20 protein-coding genes and 2 tRNA genes are annotated in these 22572 nt (G+C 73.6%); 3 read left to right on the top strand and 19 right to left on the bottom strand.

Features of this window, described 5'->3' with window-relative positions:
* Positions 1-36: 36 nt before the first annotated feature.
* The 4 genes from IE271_RS00520 to leuS form a co-directional block, all read right to left on the bottom strand.
* Positions 37-1290 carry a ComEA family DNA-binding protein gene (locus IE271_RS00520; RefSeq protein ID WP_190188073.1) on the bottom strand — a complete coding sequence of 418 codons (1254 nt, stop codon included), beginning with the start codon at positions 1288-1290 and terminating at the stop codon, positions 37-39.
* Between the two features lie 238 nt (positions 1291-1528).
* The gene (locus IE271_RS00515; RefSeq protein ID WP_190188072.1) at positions 1529-2374 is read right to left on the bottom strand and encodes a DegV family protein; all 846 of its coding nucleotides are present in this window, start codon (positions 2372-2374) and stop codon (positions 1529-1531) included.
* A gap of 83 nt (positions 2375-2457) precedes the next feature.
* The gene (locus IE271_RS00510) at positions 2458-3261 is read right to left on the bottom strand and encodes a hypothetical protein (RefSeq protein WP_190188071.1); all 804 of its coding nucleotides are present in this window, start codon (positions 3259-3261) and stop codon (positions 2458-2460) included.
* A gap of 330 nt (positions 3262-3591) precedes the next feature.
* Entirely contained in the window at positions 3592-6465 is a 2874-nt protein-coding gene (gene leuS / locus IE271_RS00505; protein WP_190188070.1) for a leucine--tRNA ligase, read from the bottom strand.
* A gap of 465 nt (positions 6466-6930) precedes the next feature.
* On the opposite strand from leuS, the gene IE271_RS00500 reads away from it, so the two are divergent.
* Both IE271_RS00500 and IE271_RS00495 read left to right on the top strand, forming a co-directional pair.
* Positions 6931-8289 (top strand): ferric reductase-like transmembrane domain-containing protein, encoded by a 1359-nt coding sequence (locus IE271_RS00500; protein ID WP_190188069.1) that lies wholly within the window; start codon positions 6931-6933, stop codon positions 8287-8289.
* Entirely contained in the window at positions 8286-9902 is a 1617-nt protein-coding gene (locus IE271_RS00495) for an NADH-quinone oxidoreductase subunit NuoF family protein (protein ID WP_190188068.1), read from the top strand. The genes IE271_RS00500 and IE271_RS00495 overlap by 4 nt, the downstream gene beginning before the upstream one ends.
* Before the next feature lie 141 nt (positions 9903-10043).
* On the opposite strand, the gene IE271_RS00490 is transcribed toward IE271_RS00495, so the two are convergent.
* From IE271_RS00490 to IE271_RS00445, 10 genes are all read right to left on the bottom strand, one after another.
* Positions 10044-10116, bottom strand: a tRNA-Ala gene (locus IE271_RS00490).
* A 209-nt stretch (positions 10117-10325) separates the two neighbouring features.
* A complete protein-coding gene (locus tag IE271_RS00485; RefSeq protein WP_010986886.1) occupies positions 10326-10559 on the bottom strand; it encodes a hypothetical protein in 234 nt (77 codons plus the stop codon).
* Positions 10560-10562: 3 nt separating this feature from the next.
* Positions 10563-10733: a hypothetical protein gene (locus IE271_RS00480; protein ID WP_190188067.1), complete on the bottom strand. Its 171-nt coding sequence runs from the start codon at positions 10731-10733 to the stop codon at positions 10563-10565.
* Between the two features lie 425 nt (positions 10734-11158).
* Positions 11159-11231, bottom strand: a tRNA-Ala gene (locus IE271_RS00475).
* A 143-nt stretch (positions 11232-11374) separates the two neighbouring features.
* Positions 11375-12055 carry a histidine phosphatase family protein gene (locus IE271_RS00470; RefSeq protein ID WP_190188066.1) on the bottom strand — a complete coding sequence of 227 codons (681 nt, stop codon included), beginning with the start codon at positions 12053-12055 and terminating at the stop codon, positions 11375-11377.
* Entirely contained in the window at positions 12052-12498 is a 447-nt protein-coding gene (gene rsfS, locus IE271_RS00465; protein WP_190188065.1) for a ribosome silencing factor, read from the bottom strand. The genes IE271_RS00470 and rsfS overlap by 4 nt, the downstream gene beginning before the upstream one ends.
* A gap of 228 nt (positions 12499-12726) precedes the next feature.
* The gene (locus IE271_RS00460; protein ID WP_190188064.1) at positions 12727-14592 is read right to left on the bottom strand and encodes a LytR C-terminal domain-containing protein; all 1866 of its coding nucleotides are present in this window, start codon (positions 14590-14592) and stop codon (positions 12727-12729) included.
* A 16-nt stretch (positions 14593-14608) separates the two neighbouring features.
* Positions 14609-15271, bottom strand: a complete 663-nt coding sequence (nadD, locus tag IE271_RS00455) for a nicotinate-nucleotide adenylyltransferase (protein ID WP_190188063.1) — start codon at positions 15269-15271, stop codon at positions 14609-14611.
* Positions 15272-15341: 70 nt separating this feature from the next.
* On the bottom strand, positions 15342-15506 hold the full coding sequence (locus IE271_RS00450) for a hypothetical protein (protein ID WP_190188062.1): 165 nt from the start codon (positions 15504-15506) through the stop codon (positions 15342-15344).
* A gap of 190 nt (positions 15507-15696) precedes the next feature.
* Positions 15697-15855: a hypothetical protein gene (locus IE271_RS00445; RefSeq protein ID WP_190188061.1), complete on the bottom strand. Its 159-nt coding sequence runs from the start codon at positions 15853-15855 to the stop codon at positions 15697-15699.
* A 116-nt stretch (positions 15856-15971) separates the two neighbouring features.
* Between IE271_RS00445 and IE271_RS00440 the strand changes: the two genes are divergently transcribed.
* Positions 15972-17084, top strand: a complete 1113-nt coding sequence (locus IE271_RS00440) for a M48 family metallopeptidase (protein ID WP_190188540.1) — start codon at positions 15972-15974, stop codon at positions 17082-17084.
* 81 nt (positions 17085-17165) lie between these two features.
* On the opposite strand, the gene IE271_RS00435 is transcribed toward IE271_RS00440, so the two are convergent.
* The 5 genes from IE271_RS00435 to proB all read right to left on the bottom strand — a co-directional run bounded on the left by IE271_RS00435 (position 17166) and on the right by proB (position 22346).
* Positions 17166-18230 (bottom strand): SCO2583 family membrane protein, encoded by a 1065-nt coding sequence (locus IE271_RS00435; RefSeq protein WP_190188060.1) that lies wholly within the window; start codon positions 18228-18230, stop codon positions 17166-17168.
* 107 nt (positions 18231-18337) lie between these two features.
* Entirely contained in the window at positions 18338-18928 is a 591-nt protein-coding gene (locus tag IE271_RS00430; protein WP_444546133.1) for an SCO2584 family spore wall biosynthesis protein, read from the bottom strand.
* A 95-nt stretch (positions 18929-19023) separates the two neighbouring features.
* Complete coding sequence (locus tag IE271_RS00425) at positions 19024-20310, bottom strand: glutamate-5-semialdehyde dehydrogenase (RefSeq protein WP_190188058.1); 1287 nt, start codon at positions 20308-20310, stop codon at positions 19024-19026.
* 319 nt (positions 20311-20629) lie between these two features.
* Positions 20630-21088, bottom strand: coding sequence for a DUF8830 family protein (locus IE271_RS00420; RefSeq protein WP_190188539.1), 459 nt, complete (start codon positions 21086-21088; stop codon positions 20630-20632).
* Positions 21089-21242: 154 nt separating this feature from the next.
* Positions 21243-22346, bottom strand: coding sequence for a glutamate 5-kinase (gene proB, locus IE271_RS00415; RefSeq protein WP_229919063.1), 1104 nt, complete (start codon positions 22344-22346; stop codon positions 21243-21245).
* Between the last annotated feature and the right edge of the window lie 226 nt (positions 22347-22572).

Genomic DNA, 22572 nt, shown 5'->3' with positions numbered 1-22572 from the left:
GGACGGTGCCGGGAGCGTCCGCGGCCTCCGGCGCCCTCATGGCCGTACGAGGTTTTGCAGGTCGGCGAAGCGGCGGTCGCCGATGCCGTTCACCTCGCGGAGTTCGTCGACCGAGCGGAAGCCTCCGTGCTGAGTGCGGTAGTCGATGATGTGCTGGGCCAGCACCGGGCCGACGCCGGGCAGGGTGTCGAGTTGCTCCGCGGTGGCCGAGTTCAGCGGGACCGGGGCCGCGGGAGCCGTACCGGCGGCGCCTCCGGCACCTCCGGTGGTGCCGCGGGAGCCGCCCGCGCCCGCTCCGCCGGGAGGAGCCGCCAAGGGCTCGCCGACCACGACCTGTTCGCCGTCGGCGAGGAGACGGGCGCGGTTGAGTCCGGTGGTGTCCGCGCCCGGCCGGACGCCGCCCGCCGCGCGCAGCGCGTCGGCCACCCGCGCACCGGCCGGCAGTCGGTGGATCCCGGGCTCCCGCACCTTGCCGCTGACGTCCACCACGATCGCGGCCCCGGACGGACTCGCGGAGTCCACCGCCACCGTCCCGGGCGAGGCGTCCGGCACCTCCGCACCCGGCCCGTCCCCCTCCCCGTAGGGAGCCGCCCGGACCACGTCCGGCGCCCGGACCGGCTGGGTCCGTCCGGCCCAGAAGTGCTGCACGGCGACGAGGGCCACGACGGCGAGCAGGACCGCGAGGGCCACGACGCTCCTGCGCTCCAGACCGCAGCGCGCCTGCAGCCACAGCGGCATCCGCTCGCGCAGGGCGGGCCCGACGCGCTCCCGCCACGGAACCGCGCCCGGCCTCGCGTCCGCACCCGCACCCGTGCCGGTGTCGGTGTCGGTGTCGGCACGAGCACCCTTATCGGCACCTGCGCCGGTGTCCCTATCAGCGTCGCCGCCCGTGCCTGTCCTTGTGCCTGTCCTCGTGCGCGTGCCTACGTTCCCGTCCGCACGCACCCGCGTATCGGCGGCGCCCTCGTCCGTGTCCGCGCCGCGGGCCCCGGCGTCACCGTCACCGTGGCCGCCCCTCCCGGACTCCCCGGACGCCCTGTCCTTCGTGGGCTCTCCGGACGTCCCGGACTCCCGTACCTGCCCCGCGGGCGGTGGATGCGCGGGCAGTGGAAGCGCGCGGTCGGCGAACAGCGCCTCGGCGCGCAGTCGCAGGATCTCCGCCGAGACCTGCCGGTGCCGGACCCGGCCCACGGCGGTGCGGTGGCGGCGCCGGACACGGCCGTCGGAGCCGGGGCCGCGGCCCGGGCCACTGGTGGCGAGCGATGTGCGGGAACGCGATCGAAGTGTCATGCGACGAGCATGGGCCGCTCCGGCTCATCGCGATGATCTTGCTTGTTTTCCGGGGATCACGGGCCGGTTGTGGACAACTCCGTCACCCACACGAGTCCCGGCGCCTCCCCTGCTCCCTTCGGCACCACCAGCCCCGTCAGGGTGTGCCCTCACCGAGGTGACCGGAGCGGCCGGGACGATCAGGACGACCGGAGCGGCCGGGACGATCAGGACGACCGGAGCGGCCGGGACACGCCTCTCACCGGGGCGACACGACCGCCCCCAGCAGCCCGGGCCCCGTGTGCGCCCCGATCACCGCGCCGACCTCGCTGACGTGCAGGTCCGCCAGCCCGGGCAGCCGTTCGCGCAACCGGTCCGCCAGCGCCGAGGCCCGCTCCGGGGCCGCGAGATGGTGCACCGCGATGTCGACCTGGGCCGTGCCGGCGCGTTCGGCCACGATCTCCTCCAAGCGGGCGATGGCCCTGGACGCCGTGCGCACCTTCTCCATGAGTTCGATGCGGCCGCCGTCCAGCTGGAGCAGCGGCTTCACCGCGAGCGCGGACCCCAGCAGCGCCTGCGCGGCGCCGATCCGGCCGCCGCGGCGCAGGTAGTCGAGGGTGTCGACGTAGAAGTACGCGGAACTGCCGGCGGCCCGCTTCTCCGCCGCGGCGACCGCCTCGTCGACCGTGCCGCCCGCCCCGGCGGTCTCCGCGGCGGCGAGCGCGCAGAAGCCGAGCGCCATCGCCACCATGCCGGTGTCCACCACGCGCACCGGCACGGGGGCCGTGCGCGCCGCCATGACCGCCGCGTCGTAGGTGCCGGAGAACTCGGCGGACAGGTGCAGCGAGACGATCGCCTCGGCACCGGACCCGGCGACCTTGCGGTAGGTCTCGGCGAAGAGTTCGGGGCCGGGCCGCGAGGTGGTGACGGACCGTCGCTTCTGCAGCGCCTCGGCGAGCGAGCGGGCCGAGATCTCGGTTCCCTCCTCCAGCGCTCTGTCGCCGAGGACCACCGTCAGGGGCACCGCGGTGATGCCGTGGCGCTCCATCGTCCGCGGCGGCAGGTAGGCCGTTGAATCGGTGACGATCGCGACATGGCGGGACATGAGCTGGAGGTTACCCGGCGGATCGCCGGGGTGGCAGCCCGGCCCCTCCGGCCTGCGGCGGGACCGGTGGATTCACGTCCCGCTCAAGTCGTGCTCTCCGGGCGGGGCTTCTTCTGCCAGGGGTACGTGGGCGGCTGCTGCGCCGGGGGTATCGCCGGCCGCTCCGGCTCCCCGGCCCGGTCGGCGCCCGGCGTCTCCGGCCACGTCTGCCGGTCGGCGCCGGCGGGCTCGGCGGGCGCCTCGGGCCACGGGGGCGGCGTCCGCCGGGACTCCGACCGCGGTTCCGGACCCGGTCGCGGTTCCGGACCCGGTCGCGGTTCCGCCTCCCGTTCCGGCTCGTGCTCCGTCGTCCAGTGCCGCAGCGCCCCGGCCTCCATGTCGATCTGCGCGCTCAGCGAGTCCAGCTCGTCGTCGGCGAAGCGGCGGGCCCGGTCGCGCGCGGCCCAGCGCAGGGAGTCCGCCGACTTCGTGATCCGCTCCGTGCGCTCGCGCAGTTCGGGCAGGCGCTGGGCCAGCCGGACCCGGTCCGGGTCACGCTCCAGGCGCCGCAGTTCGTCGTCCAGCTCGTACCCGTGCGCGCTGAGCCGCTGGAAGAGCGCCAGGGACTCCTTCAGCGACCCGTCCTCCGGCGAACCCGCCTCCAGCGCCTCCTGGGTGGACCGCATCGACATGCGCAGGGACAGGCGCAGCCGGGCGAGCTCGCCGACCGCGCCGGGCTGGGCGAGCGACCTGGCCCGGAGCGTGGAGTCCTCCACCGTGCGGCGGGCCTGGGTGACGGTGCGGTCCACGCCGCGCTTGGCGGCGCCGACCACCTTGACCGTCGCGTAGACGCCGAGGACGAGGCAGAGCAGGAGGATCAGCAGGACGACCGTGGCCACGACTTCCATGGGGATCCTCTCGCGCGCTGGGTCCGAACAAGACGGGCTCTTTCACCGTAAACGGAGAAGGCAGGTCGAGGGTTCCGGCGGAACCCTCGACCTGCCTTCGTACGGCTACCCCGGCCGGCCCGACGCATCCGGCCGGTCCGGCACATCCGGCCGGAACAGAACGCCGCCGGGGCGGAGCGCCCGGCCGAACCGGACACACCGCCCGGACGGACCGGACACACCGCCCGACCCGGACGGACCGGACACATCACCTGGCCCGGACGGCCCGGACGGTCCGCCACCCCGGGCGGACCCCCAGTCCGGGCGGGCCGCCCAGTCCGGACGGACCGCTCAGCCCGTGACGATGTTCACCAGCTTCGGCGCCCGCACGATCACCTTGCGGACGGGAGCGCCGCCCAGCGCGGCGGCCACCTTGTCGTCGGCCAGCGCGACCTTCTCCAGCTCCTCCTGGGAGATCGACGGCGACACCTCCAGGCGCGCCTTGACCTTGCCCTTGACCTGGACGACGCAGGTCACGGTCTCGTCGACGACGTACGCGGGGTCGGCGACCGGGAAGTCCCGGTGCACCACCGTGTCGGTGTGGCCCAGCTTGCGCCACAGCTCCTCGCCGATGTGCGGGGCCAGCGGCGCGACCATCAGCACCAGCGCCTCGGCCACGGACCGCGGCACCGGCCGGCCGGCCTTGGTCAGGTGGTTGTTCAGCTCGGTGATCTTGGCGATGGCGGTGTTGAACCGCATGCCCTCCAGGTCCTGGCGGACCCCGTCGATCGCCTTGTGCAGGGCGCGCAGCGTGTCCTCGTCGGGCTCGGCGTCGACGACGGTCACCTCGCCGGTGGCCTCGTCCACCACGTTGCGCCACAGCCGCTGCAGCAGTCGGAACTGGCCGACCACCGCGCGCGTGTCCCACGGCCGCGACACGTCCAGGGGGCCCATCGCCATCTCGTACAGGCGCAGCGTGTCGGCCCCGTACTCGGCGGCGATCTCGTCCGGGGTGACCGCGTTCTTCAGGGACTTGCCCATCTTGCCCAGCAGCCGGGAGACCTTCTCGCCCTGGTACCAGTACGCGCCGTCGCGCTCCTCCACCTCGGCGGCCGGCACGGCGATGCCGCGGCTGTCGCGGTACACGTAGGCCTGGATCATGCCCTGGTTGAACAGCTTGTGGAACGGCTCGGAGGACGAGACGTGCCCCAGGTCGAACAGCACCTTGGACCAGAAGCGCGCGTACAGCAGGTGCAGCACGGCGTGCTCGGCGCCGCCCACGTACAGGTCGACGCCGCCCCGGGGCTGCCCCTCGCGCGGGCCCATCCAGTAGCGCTCGATCTCCGGGTCGACCAGCCGCTCGGCGTTGTGCGGGTCCAGGTAGCGCAGCTCGTACCAGCAGGAACCGGCCCAGTTGGGCATGGTGTTGGTCTCGCGGCGGTACTTCTTGGGGCCGTCGCCCAGGTCCAGGGTGACGTTGACCCAGTCCTCGTTGCGCGACAGCGGGGTCTCGGGCTGGGTGTCCGCGTCGTCCGGGTCGAAGGTGCGCGGCGAGTAGTCCTCGACCTCGGGCAGCTCCAGCGGCAGCATCGACTCGGGCAGGGCGTGGGCGACCCCGTCCTCGTCGTAGACGATCGGGAAGGGCTCGCCCCAGTAGCGCTGGCGGCTGAACAGCCAGTCGCGCAGCCGGAAGTTGACCGTGCCGGCGCCGATGCCCTCGCGCTCCAGCCACTCGGCCGTACGGGCCTTGGCCTCGGCGACGCCCAGGCCGTCCAGGCTGATGCTGTCGTTGGCGGAGTTGACCAGCTTGGCGTCGTACGAGGAGAACGCGTCGTCCCAGGTCGACGGGTCGGTGCCGCGGTCGTCCGAGGGCTCGACCACGCAGCGCATCGGCAGGTCGAAGGCGCGCGCGAAGGCGAAGTCGCGGGTGTCGTGCGCCGGGACGGCCATGATCGCGCCGGTGCCGTAGCCCATCAGCACGTAGTCGGCGATGAAGACGGGCACCTGCTCGCCGCTGACCGGGTTGGTCGCGTACGCGCCGGTGAAGACGCCGGTCTTGTCCTTGGCCTCGGCCTGCCGCTCGACGTCGGACTTGGAGGCGGCCTGCGCGCGGTAGGCGGCGACGGCCTCGGCCGGGGTGGCGTGGCCGCCGGTCCACAGCTCGCGGGTGCCCTCGGGCCAGGCGCCGGGGACGATGTCGTCCACCAGGGGGTGCTCGGGCGCCAGCACCATGTAGGTGGCGCCGAACAGGGTGTCCTGGCGGGTGGTGAAGACCGTGACGGCACGGTCGCCGACGGGGAAGTCGACGCGGGCGCCCTCGGAGCGGCCGATCCAGTTGCGCTGCTGCAGCTTGATGGCCTCGGGCCAGTCCAGCGCGTCCAGGTCGCGCAGCAGCCGGTCGGCGTAGGCGGTGATGCGCATGTTCCACTGGCGCAGCTTGGCCTTGAAGACGGGGAAGTTGCCGCGCTCGGAGCGGCCGTCCGCGGTCACCTCCTCGTTCGCCAGGACGGTGCCCAGGCCGGGGCACCAGTTGACGGGCGCGTCCGAGGCGTACGCCAGCCGGTAGCGGCCCAGCACGTCGGCGCGCTCGGCGTCGGACAGCTCGCCCCACGCGCGCGTGTCGTCCGGTACGGCCCGCTCACCGCTCGCGAACTGGGCGACCAGGTCCTCGATCGGCCGCGCGCGGTCCGCCTCCTCGTCGTACCAGGAGTTGAAGATCTGCAGGAAGATCCACTGGGTCCACTTGTAGTACTCCGGGTCGATCGTGGCGAACGACCGGCGCTTGTCGTGGCCCAGGCCCAGCCGGCGCAGCTGGCTCCGCATGTTCTTGATGTTGGCCTCGGTGGACACGCGCGGGTGCGTGCCGGTCTGCACCGCGTACTGCTCGGCGGGCAGGCCGAAGGCGTCGAAGCCCAGGGTGTGCAGGACGTTGTGACCGGTCATGCGCTGGAACCGGGCGAACACGTCGGTGGCGATGTACCCCAGGGGGTGGCCGACGTGCAGGCCCGCGCCCGAGGGGTACGGGAACATGTCCATGATGTACTTCTTGGGCCGGGCGGCCTGCTCGGGGTCGCCCGCCAGGTCACCGGTCGGGTTCGGCGCCTCGTAGGTGCCCTCGGCGTCCCAGAAGTCCTGCCAGCGTGCCTCGATCTCGGCGGCCAGGGCGGCCGTGTAGCGGTGCGGCGCCGCGGCCTCGGCGGCAGCGGCGTGGGTCGTCTCGCTCATGATTCTGAAAGCTCCATCGATCGTCTCCGCCAACGGCTCAGGAAATGAAAAAGCCCCTCGCACAGGAGGGGACGCCGCGCTGATTCCGGCCACGGATGCCATCGGCTCCGTCGGTGGCCGGGACTGATCAGCGCGGCTCGCTAAGCAGAAGGCGTACGGCACGCATGGCGTCAGGGTACCGCAGGCGTCGAGCGGGCCGCGACGAGCACACGGTGCCACCCCGGCATCACCGCGCCGTCCGGCGCGCACCCATCACGACACAGAGTGCCACACCTTCACAGGGTCGCCACAGACTGAACAGAAGTCGATGACAACTTCGCGTAAGCACTTCTAAGGGACATCACAACACCCTCGTCGCCCTTTGATAACGGCGCAATAACTGAAACCTCGTACTCCTCGGTATGGCTGGACTTAGAGTGCGGGCCCGGGACCGCTTTCCCGAACCCCCCGCTCGGAGTTGCCTCCATGAACTCTCGTCGCAGTAACAGCTCGCTCCCCATACCCGGCCGGTCGGCCTATGGGGCGGCGTCGGCTGCCGTCCTGCTGCTCATCCCCGTGGTCGTGCTGGTCGGAGGTGACACCGTCCGCGACTTCCTGAACTTCGGCGCGGGCGTGCTGTCCCTGGTCTCGCTCAGCTGCTCCGTGATCTGGGGCCTCGTCGCCCAGGACCGGATCTTCCTCAACACCCGGCAGCGGATCGTCGGCCAGGCGGTGCACCGCACGACCGCGGTCGCCTCGATCGCGTTCCTCCTGCTGCACATCACCACGAAGATCGCCCTGGACCACACCACGCTGATCGCGGCCGTGATCCCCTTCTCGCTCGGCGTCACCGGGAGCGCCGGGCTGATCGGCCTCGGCTCCGCGGCCGGCCTGCTCATGATCTTCGTCGGCATCACCGGCGCGCTGCGCAGCGCCTTCGCCTCCCCCGCGCCGGTCGCGGCCCGCTGGCGGGCCATGCACATGCTGGCCTACCCGGCCTGGTGCGCGGCGCTGGTCCACGGCCTGTACGCCGGCCGCGAGGCCAAGCCGATCTTCGTGGTCCTCTACGGCCTGTCCCTGCTCGGCGTCGCGGGCGCCCTCGCGCTGCGCGCGGCGCCCCGCCCGGTCAAGCGCAGGGTCGCCGACCGGATCGCCGCGTTCCTGGGCACCGAGGAGCGCCCGGGGCGCGAGGGCACGGAGACCGGCCGCGCCCGAGCGGCCGGCGAGTCCGCGCTGCCCGGCTACGAGAAGCAGCGGCCGGCGGCGTCGTTCGCCGGGACGGCCGCGTCCCCGCGGGCGGGCGCGCCGTTCACCGACCCGGCGGCCGCGCGCCCGGGCTTCCCGTCCGCGCCGTCGTTCGAGGCCCCGGCGCGGCCCGCGGCTGCCGAGCCGGGCTTCGCGGCCGCCTACCGCGCCGTCTCCGCCCCGCAGCGGCCGCAGCCGCCGTACGCCTCCGACCTGACGTCCCCGCTGCAGACGCCGCTGGACATGCCTTCGGACCTGCGGCCCACCGAGACCTTCCCGCGCTTCGACGGGGGCGGCGGCGCGCCGGGCGCCTGGCCGATCCCGTCCCCACCGCCGGTCGGCGAAGCTCCCCCGTCCGCGTACGACCCGCTCATCGACACCGGGTACACCATCCCGGCGTACGGCGATCCGGACGCCTCCGGGTACGGCGTGAGTGATGTACGCGACACCGTTGAGTCGAACAGCCCCTACGGCACGTACGACACGGGCGACACGTACAACAGCGGTCCCGCCACCGAAACACTGCCCGGCGCCTCGTACGACTTCGACGCACCGGGCTCGGGCGAACCTTGGAACACGCCTTCCGGAGGCTTTAAGTGAACGAGGCCCTGCCCGACGTCCCCGAAGTCCGCGTCGTCGGCCTTCCCCAGCTCACGTCGGGCTTCGACCTGGTCGAGAGACTCGACCTGGCCATGCACCTGAAGGTGCACGGGCCGCTCGAACCCATGGGCGGCGAGCAGCTCGCGCAGCTCGCCGAGCGCATCAACCTCAAGGGCCGCGGCGGCGCGGGCTTCCCCTTCCACAAGAAGCTGCGCTCGGTGGCCGAGTCGGCCATCAAGCGCGGCGTACGGCCCGTCGTGGTCGTCAACGGCAGCGAGGACGAGCCGGCCTGCCGCAAGGACACGGTGCTCATCAACCGCGCCCCGCACCTCATCCTGGACGGCGCCCTGCTGGTCGCCGAGGCCCTGGGCGCCCGCACCCTGGTCGTCGGCGTGACCCGGGAGTCGACCCAGCGCTCCATGGAGGCCGCGCTCGCCGAGCGCGGCCTGACCAACCGGCGCGGCTCGGCCCTGCGCGCACGCGTGCAGCGCAATCCGGTGCGGATGGTCACCGGGGCGGCCGCCTCGCTGATCCGCTCCATCGACGGCGGCCCGGCGATCCCGCCGGGCCGCAAGGTCAGCGCCTCGCGGAGCGGCGTCGGCGGGGCCCCCACCCTGCTCTCCAACGCCGAGACCTTCGCCCAGCTGGCGATCGGCGCCCGCATCGGCCCCGACCGCTACCGCAACACCGGCCTGTACGACGAGCCGGGCACCGTGATGCTCACGGTCTCCGGCGCGGTCGCCCGCCCCATGGTGATCGAGGTCCCCACGGGCGTCCCGCTGCGGTACGTCCTCCAGCTCGCGGGCGCCCCGCCGGTGCCCCAGGGCGTGCTGACGGGCGGTTACCACGGCAAGTGGATCGACGCGGCGACCGTCGACGAGGCGATCGTCTCGCGCGACTCCCTGGACGCGGTGGGCGGCTCGCTGGGCGCCGGCGCGATCCTGCCGATCAGCCAGGAGACCTGTCCGCTGGGCGAGTCGCTGCGGGTGGCGCAGTGGCTGGCCGAGGAGAGCGCGGGGCAGTGCGGCCCCTGCTACCTGGGCCTGCCGGCCGCGGCGCGTGGCATGGAGGACATCCTCAACGGCGGCGGCCCCGCCGCCCTGGAGGCGCTCAAGCAGGTCGCGGGCGCGGTGAAGCGGCGCGGCGCCTGCTCGCACCCGGACGGCTCCGCGATGTTCCTGGAGTCGACCCTCAAGGCGTTCACGGACGACCTGGCCGCGCACGTCCTCGGCAACGGCTGCGGACGGCCCGTGCACGGCGTCCTGCCGCTCTTCGAGGGCGGCCACCTGCCCACCGGCGTCCCCGGCGGCCAAAGCGAGCAGACGAACGGGCCCAGCCGGCAGAAGATCCACGTCGACTGGACGCTGTGCCGGGGCCACGGGCTGTGCGCGGACATCCTCCCGGAGGTCTTCCAGCTGGGCGCCGACGGCTTCCCCACCGTCGCGCAGGCGTCGGTGCCCCGGTACGCGGAGGCGAAGGCGCTGCGGGCGGTGCGCCGCTGCCCCGCGCTCGCACTGCGCATCGAGGAGGACACCCGGTCCGCGGCCCCGCGCCGGAACCTCCCCGCCGTACGCGAGGGCCGCGGCCGCAGGGCCCTGGGCAGCGGCCGCTGACCCGGCCGCCGAGTGCGGACGACGAAGGGGGTCCCTCGCGCGAGGGACCCCCTTCGTCGTCCGGCCGTCCCACGGCTGTGGGCGAACGGCGAGAGCGGCCCGCTCCGGTTTCTTCCCGGAGACGGACCGCTCTCGTTCCTGTGGAGCTAAGGAGAATTGAACTCCTGACCTCCTGCATGCCATGCAGGCGCTCTACCAACTGAGCTATAGCCCCTTGCGGTGTTCCGCCCGGTTTCCCCGGCGGCGACGCCAACATTACACGGTCCGGTGGGTGGATCACCAAATCGATTTCCGGACGGGCGGGCAATCCGGACAAGTCACCCGCCGTGCGCGTCGATCGCGCCTTTGGCCTGCACAAGTGCCGCCGTCAGGGCCGACGCAGGTGTCGCCCTCAGGGCCGGCGCGGACACCGGCCCCGGCCGGTCACGCCGTGGCGAACGAGTAGAACCGCTTGAGGGTGCAGTGCTCGTCCAGGAGCCGGCCGTAGATCGGCTCGCCCTCCAGCTCCCGGTACGTCTCGATCGGGTCGCCTTTTATGATCAGCGCCCGCGCGCACTCCTCGCACCAGTACTGGTAGTCGTGGTTGACGGGCTCCATGTCTCGGACGATGGGCGTGCCGCTGCCGCACCAGTCGCACTTCCTCCTGTGTGCACCCATGGGTCAGCTCCAGGAGTGGCCGCAGGCCGTGCGCATGTGGAGGGTCCCGCCGTCGTCGCCGAGCAGTGGATCGTGGAGCGAGCCGCAGGAGGGGCGGTCCACGGGGGTGATCAGGTTCCGTATCTCCCCCGCTTCGAGGAGATCGCCGACCTCCCCGAGGATGCTCGCTGGCATCGATTCTCCCTCCCGTCGGGCCGCGCCCCCTTCCGGCCGTTTGATTCTGCCACGGCCGGACCAATACGGTCAGCGACGCCTCAGTACCAGTCCGGACACGGCGCCCGCGCATGCCGCTGTGGCCAGCGCGTATGCACACACGAGGAGCGCGTCCGAAGACGTATACGCCGGTGGGGCCCCGGTGACTCAAACGGACCGGGCCCGGGATCAAGAAATGCGGGAAGAGGGCGGCCCCGGCTCGGGGACACGGGGAGGGAGCGCGGCCCCGGCTCGGGGGGCAGGACCCGGGGAGTGCGAGAAGAGGGCGCCCGCGGTCCCAGGGGGTGCGGGTGGCGAAACCTCCGCCCTGCGCGGCGCGGCCGCGGGGAGGACGACGAAGGCGACCCGGTCCGCGTTGTCCGCGGACACGAGTCGCCTCGTTCCTGTGGAGCTAAGGAGAATTGAACTCCTGACCTCCTGCATGCCATGCAGGCGCTCTACCAACTGAGCTATAGCCCCTTGCCACGCGGCTGAGCCGCATGTCGTTCCGCTTCCCGCTCGGCGGGGCGAACAAGAAGAACTTTAGCCTGCGTGCCCCCGGAAAGTGAAATCCGCCCTCCCGGGGGCACGGGCACCGGACGCGGCGGCGCCCGGAGGCCGGGTCAGACGTCGTCGCCGATGACCTGCTCGGGCAGGCTTCCCGCGTTGTGCTCCAGGAGGCGCCAGCCGCGCGCGCCCTGCCCCAGGACCGACCAGCAGCAGTTGGAGAGGCCGCCGAGGCTCTCCCAGTGCTGCGGCTCCAGGCCGAGGAGGCGGCCGATGGTGGTCCGGATCGTGCCGCCGTGGCTGACCACGACGAGCGTGCCGCCCTCGGGCAGCTTCTCCGCGTGGCGCAGGACGACCGGGGCGGCGCGGTCGGCGACCTCGGTCTCCAGTTCGCCCCCGCCCCGGCGCACCGGCTCGCCGCGCTTCCAGGCGGCGTACTCCTCGCCGTGGCGCTCCTGGATCTCGTCGTGCGTGAGCCCCTGCCAGACGCCCGCGTACGTCTCCCGCAGGCCCTCCTCGTGCGTCACGTCCAGGCCGGTGAGGTCGGCCAGCTCGCGCGCCGTGGCGGCGGCCCGGCCGAGGTCGGAGGCGACGATCGCGTCGGGCCTCAGCGAGGCGAGCAGGCGGGCGGCCCGCCGGGCCTGCCGCACGCCGGCCTCGGTGAGCGGGATGTCGGTGGTGCCCTGGAAGCGGTGCTCGACGTTCCACGCGGTCTGTCCGTGCCGCCAGAGGACGACGCGGCGGCCCCGGCCGGGAGCACGCCGCGGCGTGCTCCCGGTTCCCCCCTCGGCGGTCACAGCTGGTCCCCGCCGAACCGGTCCGCGTCCTCGGCGGCCTCGCGTCGCGCGTGCTCCTCGGCCTTGCCGCGGGTCGCCTTGGCGTCCTCGGGCAGGTCCAGCTCGGGGCAGTCCTTCCACAGCCGCTCCAGGGCGTAGAAGACGCGCTCCTCGCTGTGCTGGACGTGCACGACGATGTCCACGTAGTCCAGCAGGACCCAGCGGGCCTCGCGGTCGCCCTCGCGGCGTACGGGCTTGGCGCCCAGTTCCTTGTTCAGCCGCTCCTCGATCTCGTCGACGATCGACTTGACCTGGCGGTCGTTGGGTGCGGACGCCAGCAGGAAGGCGTCCGTGATCGACAGCACGTCGCTGACGTCGTACGCGATGATGTCGTGCGCGAGCTTGTCGGCGGCCGCCTGGGCGGCGGTGTTGATGAGCTCGATGGAGCGGTCAGTGGCGGTCACTACGCGGCTTTCGGTCGACGGTCTTCGGACCTCAAGGGTCTCACGGACCGCCGGAAGCACCCACGGCTCGATCGGCCGCGGGGCGGGAGGCGGCGTACGGGCGGGCCGCCCGGGGCGTCCGCCGCCGGGAGCGGCCCCGGCGGACGCGCCGCCCGCGCACGTCCCGCCCGCCGGCCGGCGGGCGGTCCACGAGGGGGACCGGCGCCCCGGTCCCCGCCCGCCGGCCGGTCAGCCGGTCGTCGTACCGGAGGTCCCCGCCCCCGTCTCCGTGCCGTCCGCCGCGTCGCTCACCTCGTAGTCCTGACCGAGCACGACGGACACGTCCGCGTTCGACGTGACCTTGCCCTTCCGCACGGCGCTCGTCGGCAGTCCGAGGGTCTTGGCGACCTCGACCGCGTCCTCCTTCTTCGCGGCGTCCGCGTACGTGACCTGCGAAGCGGACGAGGCGGCGGAGGCCGTACCGGCGTCCAGGAAGGTGTAGCCGCCGTTGACCAGGGCCACGCGGGCCTGCTCGCCGGCGTCCTTGTCGCCGGTGCCGTTGCGGACGCCGACGCGGACGGCGGCGCCCTGCTCGGGGCTCCTGGCGGCGCCGCCGAGCACGTCCTCGACCACGCCGTCGCTCGCCTCGGCGCTCAGCGTGCCGTCCGCCTGCACCGGCAGCGACGTCGTCCTGTAGTCGCCGCCCTTGGCGAGGTCGGCGAGCTTGGCCAGGAAGGTGCCGAGGTCCTTGTCGGTGAGCGAGGGGTCGAGGATCTGCGCCAGCGTCTGCACGGTGACCGTCGCCGCGTCCGGATCGGAGGACAGCTTGCGCAGCACGCCCTGCATGACCTGCCCGAACCGCTCCAGCTGGGCGTTCTGCGACTCCCCCGGGGCGCGGTAGGTGGCGTACGCGACGGCCATCCTGCCGCTGAGCGTCTGCTTCTCCCCCTTGTGCACGAGGGGCGAGGCGCCCTCGTCGGAGGACTTGGCGTCCGGGTCGGGCACGTCGGTGTCGGTGTCGACCTCGATGGCGCCGACCAGTTCGACGAGGTTGTTGAGGTACGGGGTGTCCAGCCGCCAGGTGCCCTGGATCTCGGTGCCGAGGACCGTGTCCAGCGCCTCGCGCGTCCCGGAGGAGCCGTCGTCGTCGACGGACTTGGCGAGCGTGGTGGTGGTGCCGTCCTCGTCCGTCAGGGCGAGGGAGTTGGGCAGCAGGACGGTGGTGCCCCGCTTGGCGGTGGTGTTGTCGACGAGCAGCACCGTGGAGGTGCCGGTGCCCTTGGTGTCGTGCAGGTGGACGACGATCACGTCGCGGTTCTGGGCGCCCGCCGCGGTCGTGGTGCCCCCGGTGCCGCCGGACGAGGTGCCGGGCAGCCCGCCCGCGTACCAGAGGTAGCCGACGCCGCCCACGACGACCAGGGCGAGGACCACGCCCAGCGCGATCAGCCGGCTGCGGGCCCGGCGTCTGGCCTCCTCGCGGCGCTCGGTGCGGTTCTCGGTGAACGCCATCCAGTCGATGACGTCCTCGGAGTCGCCGTCCGGCTCCTCGACGAAGGCGAACTGCTCGGTGCGGTAGTCACGGTCGGCGCCGCTCCCGGCCCCGTCCCCGGGCTCCCCGCCGTCGGCCGGCGCCCGCCCGGCCGCCTCGTCCGGCTCGGCGTAGCGCGCCTGCTGCTGCGGGATGCGGGCGGTCTGCTCGGCCACCCGGGGCTGCTGCCCGGTGCCGGCGGCCTGCCCGTAGGGGTCGTACGCCGTCGCCCCGCCGTCGTGCCGGGACGTTCCGGCGCCGTACGGGTCGTAGGGGTCGGGGGACGGCCCGCCGCCGTACGCCGTGCCGGGCTGCCGCCCGTCGCCGTACGGGTCGTAGGGCGCGGCGGGCGGCTGCCCGTCGGCGCCCGTCGCGTAGGGGTCGTAGCCGTAGCCCTGCTGAGCGCCCCCGTACGGGTCGTAGGAGGCGTATCCGCCCTGCCCGTACGGCTGTTGCTGGTCCTGCTGCTGCGGCAGGCCCTGCTGCGCCGACGGCGGCACCTGCCGGTACACGGGCTGCCCGAACTCGTCGTAGCCGACGAGTTCGTACTGGTCGCCTCCGTAGCCGGCGTCGTATCGGTCGTTCACCGGTGCCCCTCTCGGCTCAGTCGCCGCGGTACAGCTCGCGCTTGTCGATGTAGCGCACGACCCCGTCCGGCACCAGATACCAGACGGGATCGCCCTTGGCGACCCTCGCACGGCAGTCCGTGGACGAGATGGCGAGAGCGGGGACCTCGACCAGTGAGACCCCGCCCTCCGGGAGGCCGGGGTCGGTCAGCGTGTGGCCGGGCCGGGTCACCCCGATGAAGTGCGCGAGGGAGAACAGCTCCTCGGTGTCGCGCCAGGTGAGGATCTGGCCGAGCGCGTCGGCGCCCGTGATGAAGAAGAGGTCGGTGTCGGGGTTGAGGGCGCGCAGCTCGCGCAGGGTGTCCGTGGTGTAGGTGGGCCCGCCGCGGTCGATGTCGATGCGGCTCACCGAGAACTGCGGGTTCTCGGCGGTCGCGATGACCGTCATCAGATAGCGGTCCTCGGCCGGTGTGACCTTCCGGTCGGACTTCTGCCACGGCTGCCCGGTCGGTACGAACACCACCTCGTCGAGGTGGAACTGTGCGGCGACCTCGCTGGCCGCCACGAGGTGCCCGTGGTGGATCGGGTCGAACGTTCCGCCCATGACGCCCAGGCGGCGCTTGCCCGCGTTCGACGGGCCGAACTCGGGGCCCCGTGCCGGACCGTTCGCCGGACCGGTAGGCATGTCCTGCTCTCCCATGCGTGCAGACCCTACCGGCCCGGCCGACGGACTCCGGCCGTCAGTCCCCGCCGCCGGGCCCGGCGGGGGCTCAGCGGTCGCGGTTGAAGCGGGTGGTGATCCACAGCAGCAGGAGCAGGATGACAAAGGCGGCGCCGCCGGTGACGGCCGGGCTGATGCTCTCGTGGTTGCCGCCGTGCTCCCCGCCCTCGGCGGCGAGGGTGACCAGCTGGGCGGCGGTGCTCTGGATGCTCATCTTCGGCAGGACCTATCCGGTGTGGGCGGGAAAGACGTCGCCCCATCGTATGCGGGGGCCTCCCGTGCGCTCACGCCGACTCCGCCGTTGGAGAGAGGCGGCCGTCCCGGAGCGCCCGGCCGTGACGTACGCCGCACGGGCCGGGGCGGCGCTCCGCGCGGCCCGCGGGGCCCGGGTGGCCCGCGGGACCTCAGTCGTCGCGCTTGTAGCCGCGCAGCAGCAGCCAGGCGGTGAGGACGCAGCCGACGACCATCACGATCAATACGATGCGGAGCAGGTTGCCCGGCCCCTGCTCGCCGGCGGCGAGGACCGCCTCTGCCGACCGGACGGCCGCGGAACTGTGCTCCATGACGTGCGACTCCTTCGCTGTACTGCCCGTCCACGGTAACTCCGCCTAGGCTGACCCCAGCCTCGGGGGCGTATGGGGCACGACACACGTACATCACGTACATGGGGGACGACGACATGTCCGACGACGGTCACGAGCAGGACGGGCGGCGCAACGTGCCGGGCAGGCGGCGCAGGCGGTTCCCGGGGATCTCCTCGCGCGCCTACGAGCACCCGGCGGACCGCTCGGCCCTGGTGGCGCTGCGCAGGCTCAGCGGCTTCGACACGGTCTTCAAGGCGCTCAGCGGCCTGCTGCCGGAGCGCAGCCTGCGCCTGCTGTTCCTGTCCGACTCGGTGCGCGTCTCCGACGAGCAGTTCGCGCACCTGCACGTGATGCTGCGGGACGCCTGCTACATCCTGGACCTGGAGCGGGTCCCGCAGATGTACGTGCGGCAGGACCCCCAGCCGAACGCGATGTGCGTCGGCCTGGACGAGCCGATCATCGTGGTCACCACGGGCCTGGTGGAACTGCTCGACGAGGAGGAGATGCGGGCGGTCGTCGGCCACGAGGTGGGCCACGCGCTGTCCGGGCACTCCGTCTACCGCACGGTCCTGCTGTTCCTGACGGGCCTCGCCCTGAAGGTGGCGTGGATCCCGCTCGGCAATGTCGCGATCATGGCCCTGGTGACGGCGCTGCGCGAGTGGTTCCGCAAGTCCGAGCTGTCCGCCGACCGCGCGGGCCTGCTGGTCGGCCAGGACCTGCGGGCCTCGATGCGCGGCCTGATGAAGATCGCGGGCGGCAACCACCTGCACGAGATGAACGTGGACGCGTTCCTGCGGCAGGCCGAGGAGTACGAGGCGGGCGGCGACCTGCGCGACTCCGTGCTGAAGATCCTGAACGTGCTGCCGCGCAGCCACCCCTTCACCACCGTCCGGGCCGCCGAGCTGAAGAAGTGGTCCGAGTCCCGCGACCACCAGCGGATCATGGACGGCCACTACGAGCGCCGCGACCAGGACAAGGACGCCTCCGTCGGCGACTCCTTCCGCCAGTCGGCGGCCGGCTACGCCAGCGATGTGAAGAACTCGAAGGACCCGCTGATGAAGCTGGTCAGCGACCTGGCGAGCGGCGCGGGGGACCTCGGCGGCCGGGTGCGGCGCGGCTTCGGCGGCTTCACCGGGTCCGGCTCCTCCGCCGCGTCCGGGGAGCGGCCGCCGAAGGACGAGGAGCCGCCTCCGCGCGACGACGTCTGACCGCCGTCCGGCCGACCGCCGGACCCGTCCCGCCGTCCGTCCGCCGGGCCCGCCCCGCCGGACGGGCCCGTGCTCACACCCTCACACCCGCGGCTGCGCGGCGGCGGCCAGCGACCCGCACAGCGCGGTCGCGCCGCCGGTCGCGTACGGGTCCGTGCCCGCCGGGCCGCCCGTCCCGGCCGTCTGCCCGGCCAGCAGCGGGCGCAGCCGGTCCGCCGTCTCCTCGGCGCAGGCGAGCGGCCCGGCCCGCAGGTCGGAGACGGCCAGCTCGGCCTGGTGCAGCCGCAGGTCGTCCCGGTCGAACCGGAAGTGCAGCCCGCGCCGGACGACGAACAGCGAGGCCTCGGCGCCCCGGCCGGAGCCGGCGGGCCGCAGCGCGTAGACGAGGGTGTGGTCGGCGACGACCTCCAGGGCGTCGGAGTCGGCCTCGGCGACCTGGAGCGTGCCCTGGACGCGGACCTTCTTGTCGGCCAGCTCGGTGCGGGAGGGGTCGAAGCGGACCAGCCAGCCGGTGGACGCGTGCCGTCCGTCCGCGGCCGGGTGGTCGAAGCTCCGGTCGAACTGGGCGAGCTGCTGCGGTTCGACCAGCAGGCGCACGGAGCGCACGGAGCCGCCGGCGAGCACCCCCGGGTCGAGCGAGGACTCGACGAGGTAGTCCTTGGCCGTGGCCAGGGCGGCGACGACCTGGCTCTCCGAGAAGTGGGCGGTGCGCCGGGCGGGGGGCATCGTGAAGCCGTCGGCGCCGATGCGGAACTGGGCGGCGGGACTGTGCGCGTACAGCTCCTCGGGCTCCGCCGCGCCGGGCACCGCCTGCCGCGGGGCGAGCGGGATCACCGTCATGCGCAACGGCTCGACGGGCTTCGCCCGCGGGGTCTCGTAGGGGTGGCGCACGCCCATGTAGACGGCGGTGCCGAAGGCGAGCGCGATCAGTACGACGAGGATCAGCGCCTGCCGGGACAGTCCCCGGTGCGCGGGGGGCCGGCGGCGCACGGCGGGGGCGTGGTCGCCTGCGCGCTCCCGGGCCGAGAACTCCTGGAGCCGGGCAGCGCGGACGAACGACTCGTCGAAGACGACGGATCGGTACTCGTCCTCCCCACCGGGAGCTCCCTCGGGTGTCCCCTCCGGTGGGTCTCCTGGCCCGCCCATACCTTCAGACTAGGTCCCCCGGACCTCGGGTAAACGCGCTGGTACACGACAAATTCCAATGGCCGCCCGCCGGAGGGGCGCGGTCGCTCCGGCCGGGGGACGGCGCGTCAGGGAGTGCGCGGCACGGCCGTCACGGGAGGCCGGGAACGGTCGGCGGAGGCCGACGGGCCCGTCCCCGGGGCGGCGTCCTGGCCCTGCTCCGGTCCCGTCGTCGTGACGGGCGGCGGGACCTCGCCGCGGCCGCCGGCGGAGGCGCCGCGGTAGACGGCGGCGAAGGCGAGCGCCACCATGCCGACGCCCATCACCAGGGCGAGCAGCCAGGCGACGGGGCGGTGCCAGCGGGGCTTGCCGTACGTGCCCGGGGCGCCGTACCGCCCGTCGGGGTCGTCGTACTCGTCGAAGTCCGGATCGTGGCCGAAGCCGCCGGGTCCGTCGGGGCCGAAGCCCTCGTCGTACAGGTCGTCGTCGCCGCGTGCGCCCCGCGCGTGCGCCCGGCGCGCCTCCGCCTCGGAGGCCTCGGCTCTCGCCTGGGCCGCGGCCAGCAGGCGCTCCACGGCGGTCGGCTCGTGGACCACGGCCGCCCGTACGAAGTCCTCGTCGAAGACCACGGCGGCGAACTCCTCGTCGCCTCCGCGGTCGCGGTCGTCGTCGGGCTCCCAGCCGTCAGGGAACGGCGTGCCCCCCACGTCCTCCGGCACGGGTCCAGAGTAGACCTGGGGGGTCATTTTGGGCAGACGGTAAGGAAATTCATCCGGTTGCCGGGACGATCCGGCCGGGCGGCCGGACCACCCGTTCAGCGGCGCACGTGCCCGTCGCCGGTCACGATGTACTTGGTGCTGGTCAGCTCCGGCAGGCCCATGGGACCGCGGGCGTGCAGCTTCTGCGTGGAGATGCCGATCTCGGCGCCGAAGCCGAACTGGCCGCCGTCGGTGAAGCGCGTCGAGGCGTTCACGGCGACCGTCGTGGAGTCGACCAGCCGGGTGAACCGGCGGGCCGCCTGCTGCGAGGTGGTGACGATCGCCTCGGTGTGCCCGGAGGTCCACAGCCGGATGTGCTCGACGGCCTTGTCGAGCGAGTCGACGACCGCGGCGGCGATGTCGTACGAGAGGTACTCCGTCTCCCAGTCCTCGGCGGTGGCCGGGACGACGGTGGCCTTGGACCCCTCGGCGTACGCCTGGACGCGCTCGTCGGCGTGGACGGTGACGCCGGCCTCGGCGAGGGCGTCCAGGGCGCGCGGCAGGAACGCGGGGGCGATGTCCTGGTGCACCAGGAGCGTCTCGGCGGCGTTGCAGACGCTGGGCCGCTGCGCCTTGGAGTTGATCAGGATCTCGACGGCCGTGTCCAGGTCGGCCTGGGCGTCGACGTACACGTGGCAGTTGCCGGTGCCGGTCTCGATGACCGGCACGGTGGACTCCTGCACGACCGTGCGGATCAGGGAGGCGCCGCCGCGCGGGATGAGCACGTCGACGAGGCCGCGGGCGCGCATCAGCTCGCGCACGGACTCGCGGCTCTCGCCGGGCACGAGCTGCACCGCGTCGGCGGGCAGCCCGGCGCCGCCGACGGCGTCGCGCAGGACCCGCACGAGGGCCGTGTTCGACGCGTACGCCGAGGACGAGCCGCGCAGCAGCACCGCGTTCCCGGACTTCAGGCACAGGGCGGCCGCGTCGACCGTGACGTTCGGGCGGGCCTCGTAGATGATCCCGACGACGCCGAGCGGGACGCGGACCTGGCGCAGGTCGATGCCGTTGGGCAGGGTCGAGCCGCGGACGACCTCGCCGACCGGATCGGGCAGCGCCACCACGTCGCGCACGTCCGAGGCGATGGCGCGCACCCGCTCCGGGGTGAGCGTGAGCCGGTCGACGACCGACTCGCCCGTCCCGGCCTCCCGGGCCCGCGCCACGTCCTCGGCGTTCGCCCCGACGATCTCGCTCGTGCGGACCTCCAGGGCGTCGGCGATCGCGAGGAGCGCGTCGTCCTTCTCGGCCCGCGGCAGCGGCGCGAGATCCGCGGCGGCGGCCTGCGCGCGGTAGGCGGCCTGGGTGACCGGGGACATGGCGTCGTACGGCGAGAGCGTGGTCATGGCATTGCAGGGTAGTGCGCCCGCCCGGGCGGGTCGGCCGCCGTCCCAGAAACCGAGACGGATCCGACATGCGCCCCGGAAGGGGCGCGCGGCGGGAACGGGCAGGTGACGGGCTCTGACAGGGCCTGGTGCCGTGACCGGAAAGGTCTGCCGCGGGCTCGCGGCGTCCGGTGCGGTGCGCCGCGAGGCGGAGGACCGCCCTCGTACCGGACGTACCCGGGTGGCTCCGACAACGGGGCGTGGGGTCCCCTCTGCTCGAAGAGCCAGGGGGAGTGCCGTGCCGGACGCCGCGAGCCGGTGAACCTCTCCGGTCACGGCACTAGAAGGGGTGGACGCCCACGGGCGTGGCGGGCAGTACTCCGTAGCCCTCCGCGACGCGCTGGTGGTAGGTCTCGCGGTCGATGACCTCCAGGCCGACGATCTCCCAGGGCGGCAGCTTCGCCGTCTGCCGGTGCTCGCCCCACAGGCGCAGCGCCACGGCGGCCGCGTCGTGCAGGTCGCGGGCCTCCTCCCAGTACCGGATCTCGGCGTGGTCGGCCGCGTACCGGCTGGTCAGCAGGAAGGGGTGGTCGTGGGCGAGCTGTTCCAGGCCGCGCCGCACCTCGCTCAGCGGGGCCTCGGCGCCCGAGACGCTCAGCGTGACGTGCCACAGCCGGGGCTGCTCGCGCGGCTCGCCGCCCTCGTAGGCGTCGCCGGTCGCGACGCTCGTCAGCGCCCGCTCCTCGCCGACCGTCCGGCAGGCGACACCACCGCGGGACGCCGCCGCCCCAGGGCGCACTCGTCTCACGACGGCCTCCTTCTCACCATGGTCGTGCGGAACTCCCTGCACCAAAGTGGAACAGGCGCGGCGGCTCCGCGGGGCGTTTTTACGGAACGTCCCCATGCCGGGGGCCTGTGCCTCCGGGCGTTCGAGAAGGTGGCGGGCGCCCCGTCTACGGGTGCAGCAGGACCAGGTCGTCCCGGTGCACGACCTCGCGTTCGTACGCCGGGCCCAGTTCGCGGGCCAGCTCCCGGGTGGAGCGGCCCAGCAGCTGGGGGAGCTCCTTCGCGTCGAAGTTCACCAGTCCGCGGGCGACGGCGCGGCCCGCCGCGTCGCGCAGTTCGACCGGGTCGCCGGCGGTGAAGTCGCCCTCGACGGCGGCGATGCCGGCGGGCAGCAGCGACGTGCGGCGTTCGACGACCGCGCGCACGGCGCCGTCGTCGAGCGTGAGCGCGCCCTGGGGCGCGGAGGCGTGCTGGAGCCACAGCAGCCGGCCGGCGGAGCGGCGGCCCGTGGGGTGGAAGTACGTCCCGGTGTCCCGGCCGGCGAGGGCGTCGGCGGCGTGGCTGGCGCTGGTCAGCACCACCGGGATGCCGGCGGCGGCCGCGATCCGGGCGGCCTCGACCTTGGTGGCCATGCCGCCGGTGCCGACGCCCGCCCGGCCCGCGCTGCCGATCTCGACGTGGGCGAGGTCCTGCGGGCCGCGCACCTCGCCGACGCGGGAGGTGCCGGGCCGGCTCGGGTCCCCGTCGTACACGCCGTCCACGTCGGAGAGCAGGACGAGCAGGTCGGCGTGGACCAGATGGGCGACGAGCGCGGCGAGGCGGTCGTTGTCGCCGAAGCGGATCTCGTCGGTGGCGACCGTGTCGTTCTCGTTCACGACCGGGAGCGCGCCCATCGCCAGGAGCTTGTCGAGGGTGCGCGCGGCGTTGCGGTGGTGGGCGCGGCGGCTGGTGTCGTAGGAGGTGAGCAGCACCTGGCCGACGCGGACGCCGTAGCGGGCGAAGGAGGCGGTGTAGCGGGCGACGAGCAGGCCCTGGCCGACGCTGGCGGCGGCCTGCTGCCGGGCCAGGTCGCGGGGGCGGCGGCGCAGGCCCAGCGGGGCGAGCCCGGCGGCGATCGCGCCGGAGGAGACCAGGACGACCTCCTTCTCGCCGTCGCCGCGGCTCTTGGCGAGGACGTCCACGAGCGCGTCCACCCGGTCGGCGTCGAGGCCGCCGGAAGCCGTGGTGAGGGAGGACGAGCCGACCTTCACCACGATCCTGCGGGCCGTCACGACCGCGCCCCGTTGCTCCGTATCCGCTGCTTCCGGCACCTCTTGCGCGTCCTCACTCGTCTCGGCCCGGCAGGCCGGACAGGCCGGCGCTCACCCTTGCGTTCCGTCAATCTACGGCAGCGGGTCACGTCGCGCCCGGGACGTCCGGACCCCGGACAGCCGAGGTCGAACAGGCGGTGAAAGGGCGATGGAAGGCCCGTGGAGGGGTCGCGAACATGGCGGAAAG

This window comes from Streptomyces minutiscleroticus, from assembly GCF_014650875.1.
In the GTDB taxonomy this organism is placed as follows: domain Bacteria; phylum Actinomycetota; class Actinomycetes; order Streptomycetales; family Streptomycetaceae; genus Streptomyces; species Streptomyces minutiscleroticus.
The sequence above is the reverse complement of the archived record's forward strand: the minus strand, read 5'-3'. Positions and strand labels throughout refer to the sequence as shown.

Bases quoted from the DNA above. Each gene is read 5' to 3' on its own strand.
- IE271_RS00425 (WP_190188058.1), bottom strand. From the start codon at position 20,310: ATGACCACGCTCTCGCCGTACGACGCCATGTCCCCGGTCACCCAGGCC.
- IE271_RS00435 (WP_190188060.1), bottom strand. From the start codon at position 18,230: ATGGGCGGGCCAGGAGACCCACCGGAGGGGACACCCGAGGGAGCTCCC.
- IE271_RS00480 (WP_190188067.1), bottom strand. From the start codon at position 10,733: ATGCCAGCGAGCATCCTCGGGGAGGTCGGCGATCTCCTCGAAGCGGGG.
- IE271_RS00510 (WP_190188071.1), bottom strand. From the start codon at position 3,261: ATGGAAGTCGTGGCCACGGTCGTCCTGCTGATCCTCCTGCTCTGCCTC.
- IE271_RS00440 (WP_190188540.1), top strand. From the start codon at position 15,972: ATGTCCGACGACGGTCACGAGCAGGACGGGCGGCGCAACGTGCCGGGC.
- IE271_RS00485 (WP_010986886.1), bottom strand. From the start codon at position 10,559: ATGGGTGCACACAGGAGGAAGTGCGACTGGTGCGGCAGCGGCACGCCC.
- IE271_RS00445 (WP_190188061.1), bottom strand. From the start codon at position 15,855: ATGGAGCACAGTTCCGCGGCCGTCCGGTCGGCAGAGGCGGTCCTCGCC.
- IE271_RS00450 (WP_190188062.1), bottom strand. From the start codon at position 15,506: ATGAGCATCCAGAGCACCGCCGCCCAGCTGGTCACCCTCGCCGCCGAG.
- IE271_RS00515 (WP_190188072.1), bottom strand. From the start codon at position 2,374: ATGTCCCGCCATGTCGCGATCGTCACCGATTCAACGGCCTACCTGCCG.
- nadD (WP_190188063.1), bottom strand. From the start codon at position 15,271: ATGGGAGAGCAGGACATGCCTACCGGTCCGGCGAACGGTCCGGCACGG.
- leuS (WP_190188070.1), bottom strand. From the start codon at position 6,465: ATGAGCGAGACGACCCACGCCGCTGCCGCCGAGGCCGCGGCGCCGCAC.
- IE271_RS00520 (WP_190188073.1), bottom strand. From the start codon at position 1,290: ATGACACTTCGATCGCGTTCCCGCACATCGCTCGCCACCAGTGGCCCG.
- IE271_RS00500 (WP_190188069.1), top strand. From the start codon at position 6,931: ATGAACTCTCGTCGCAGTAACAGCTCGCTCCCCATACCCGGCCGGTCG.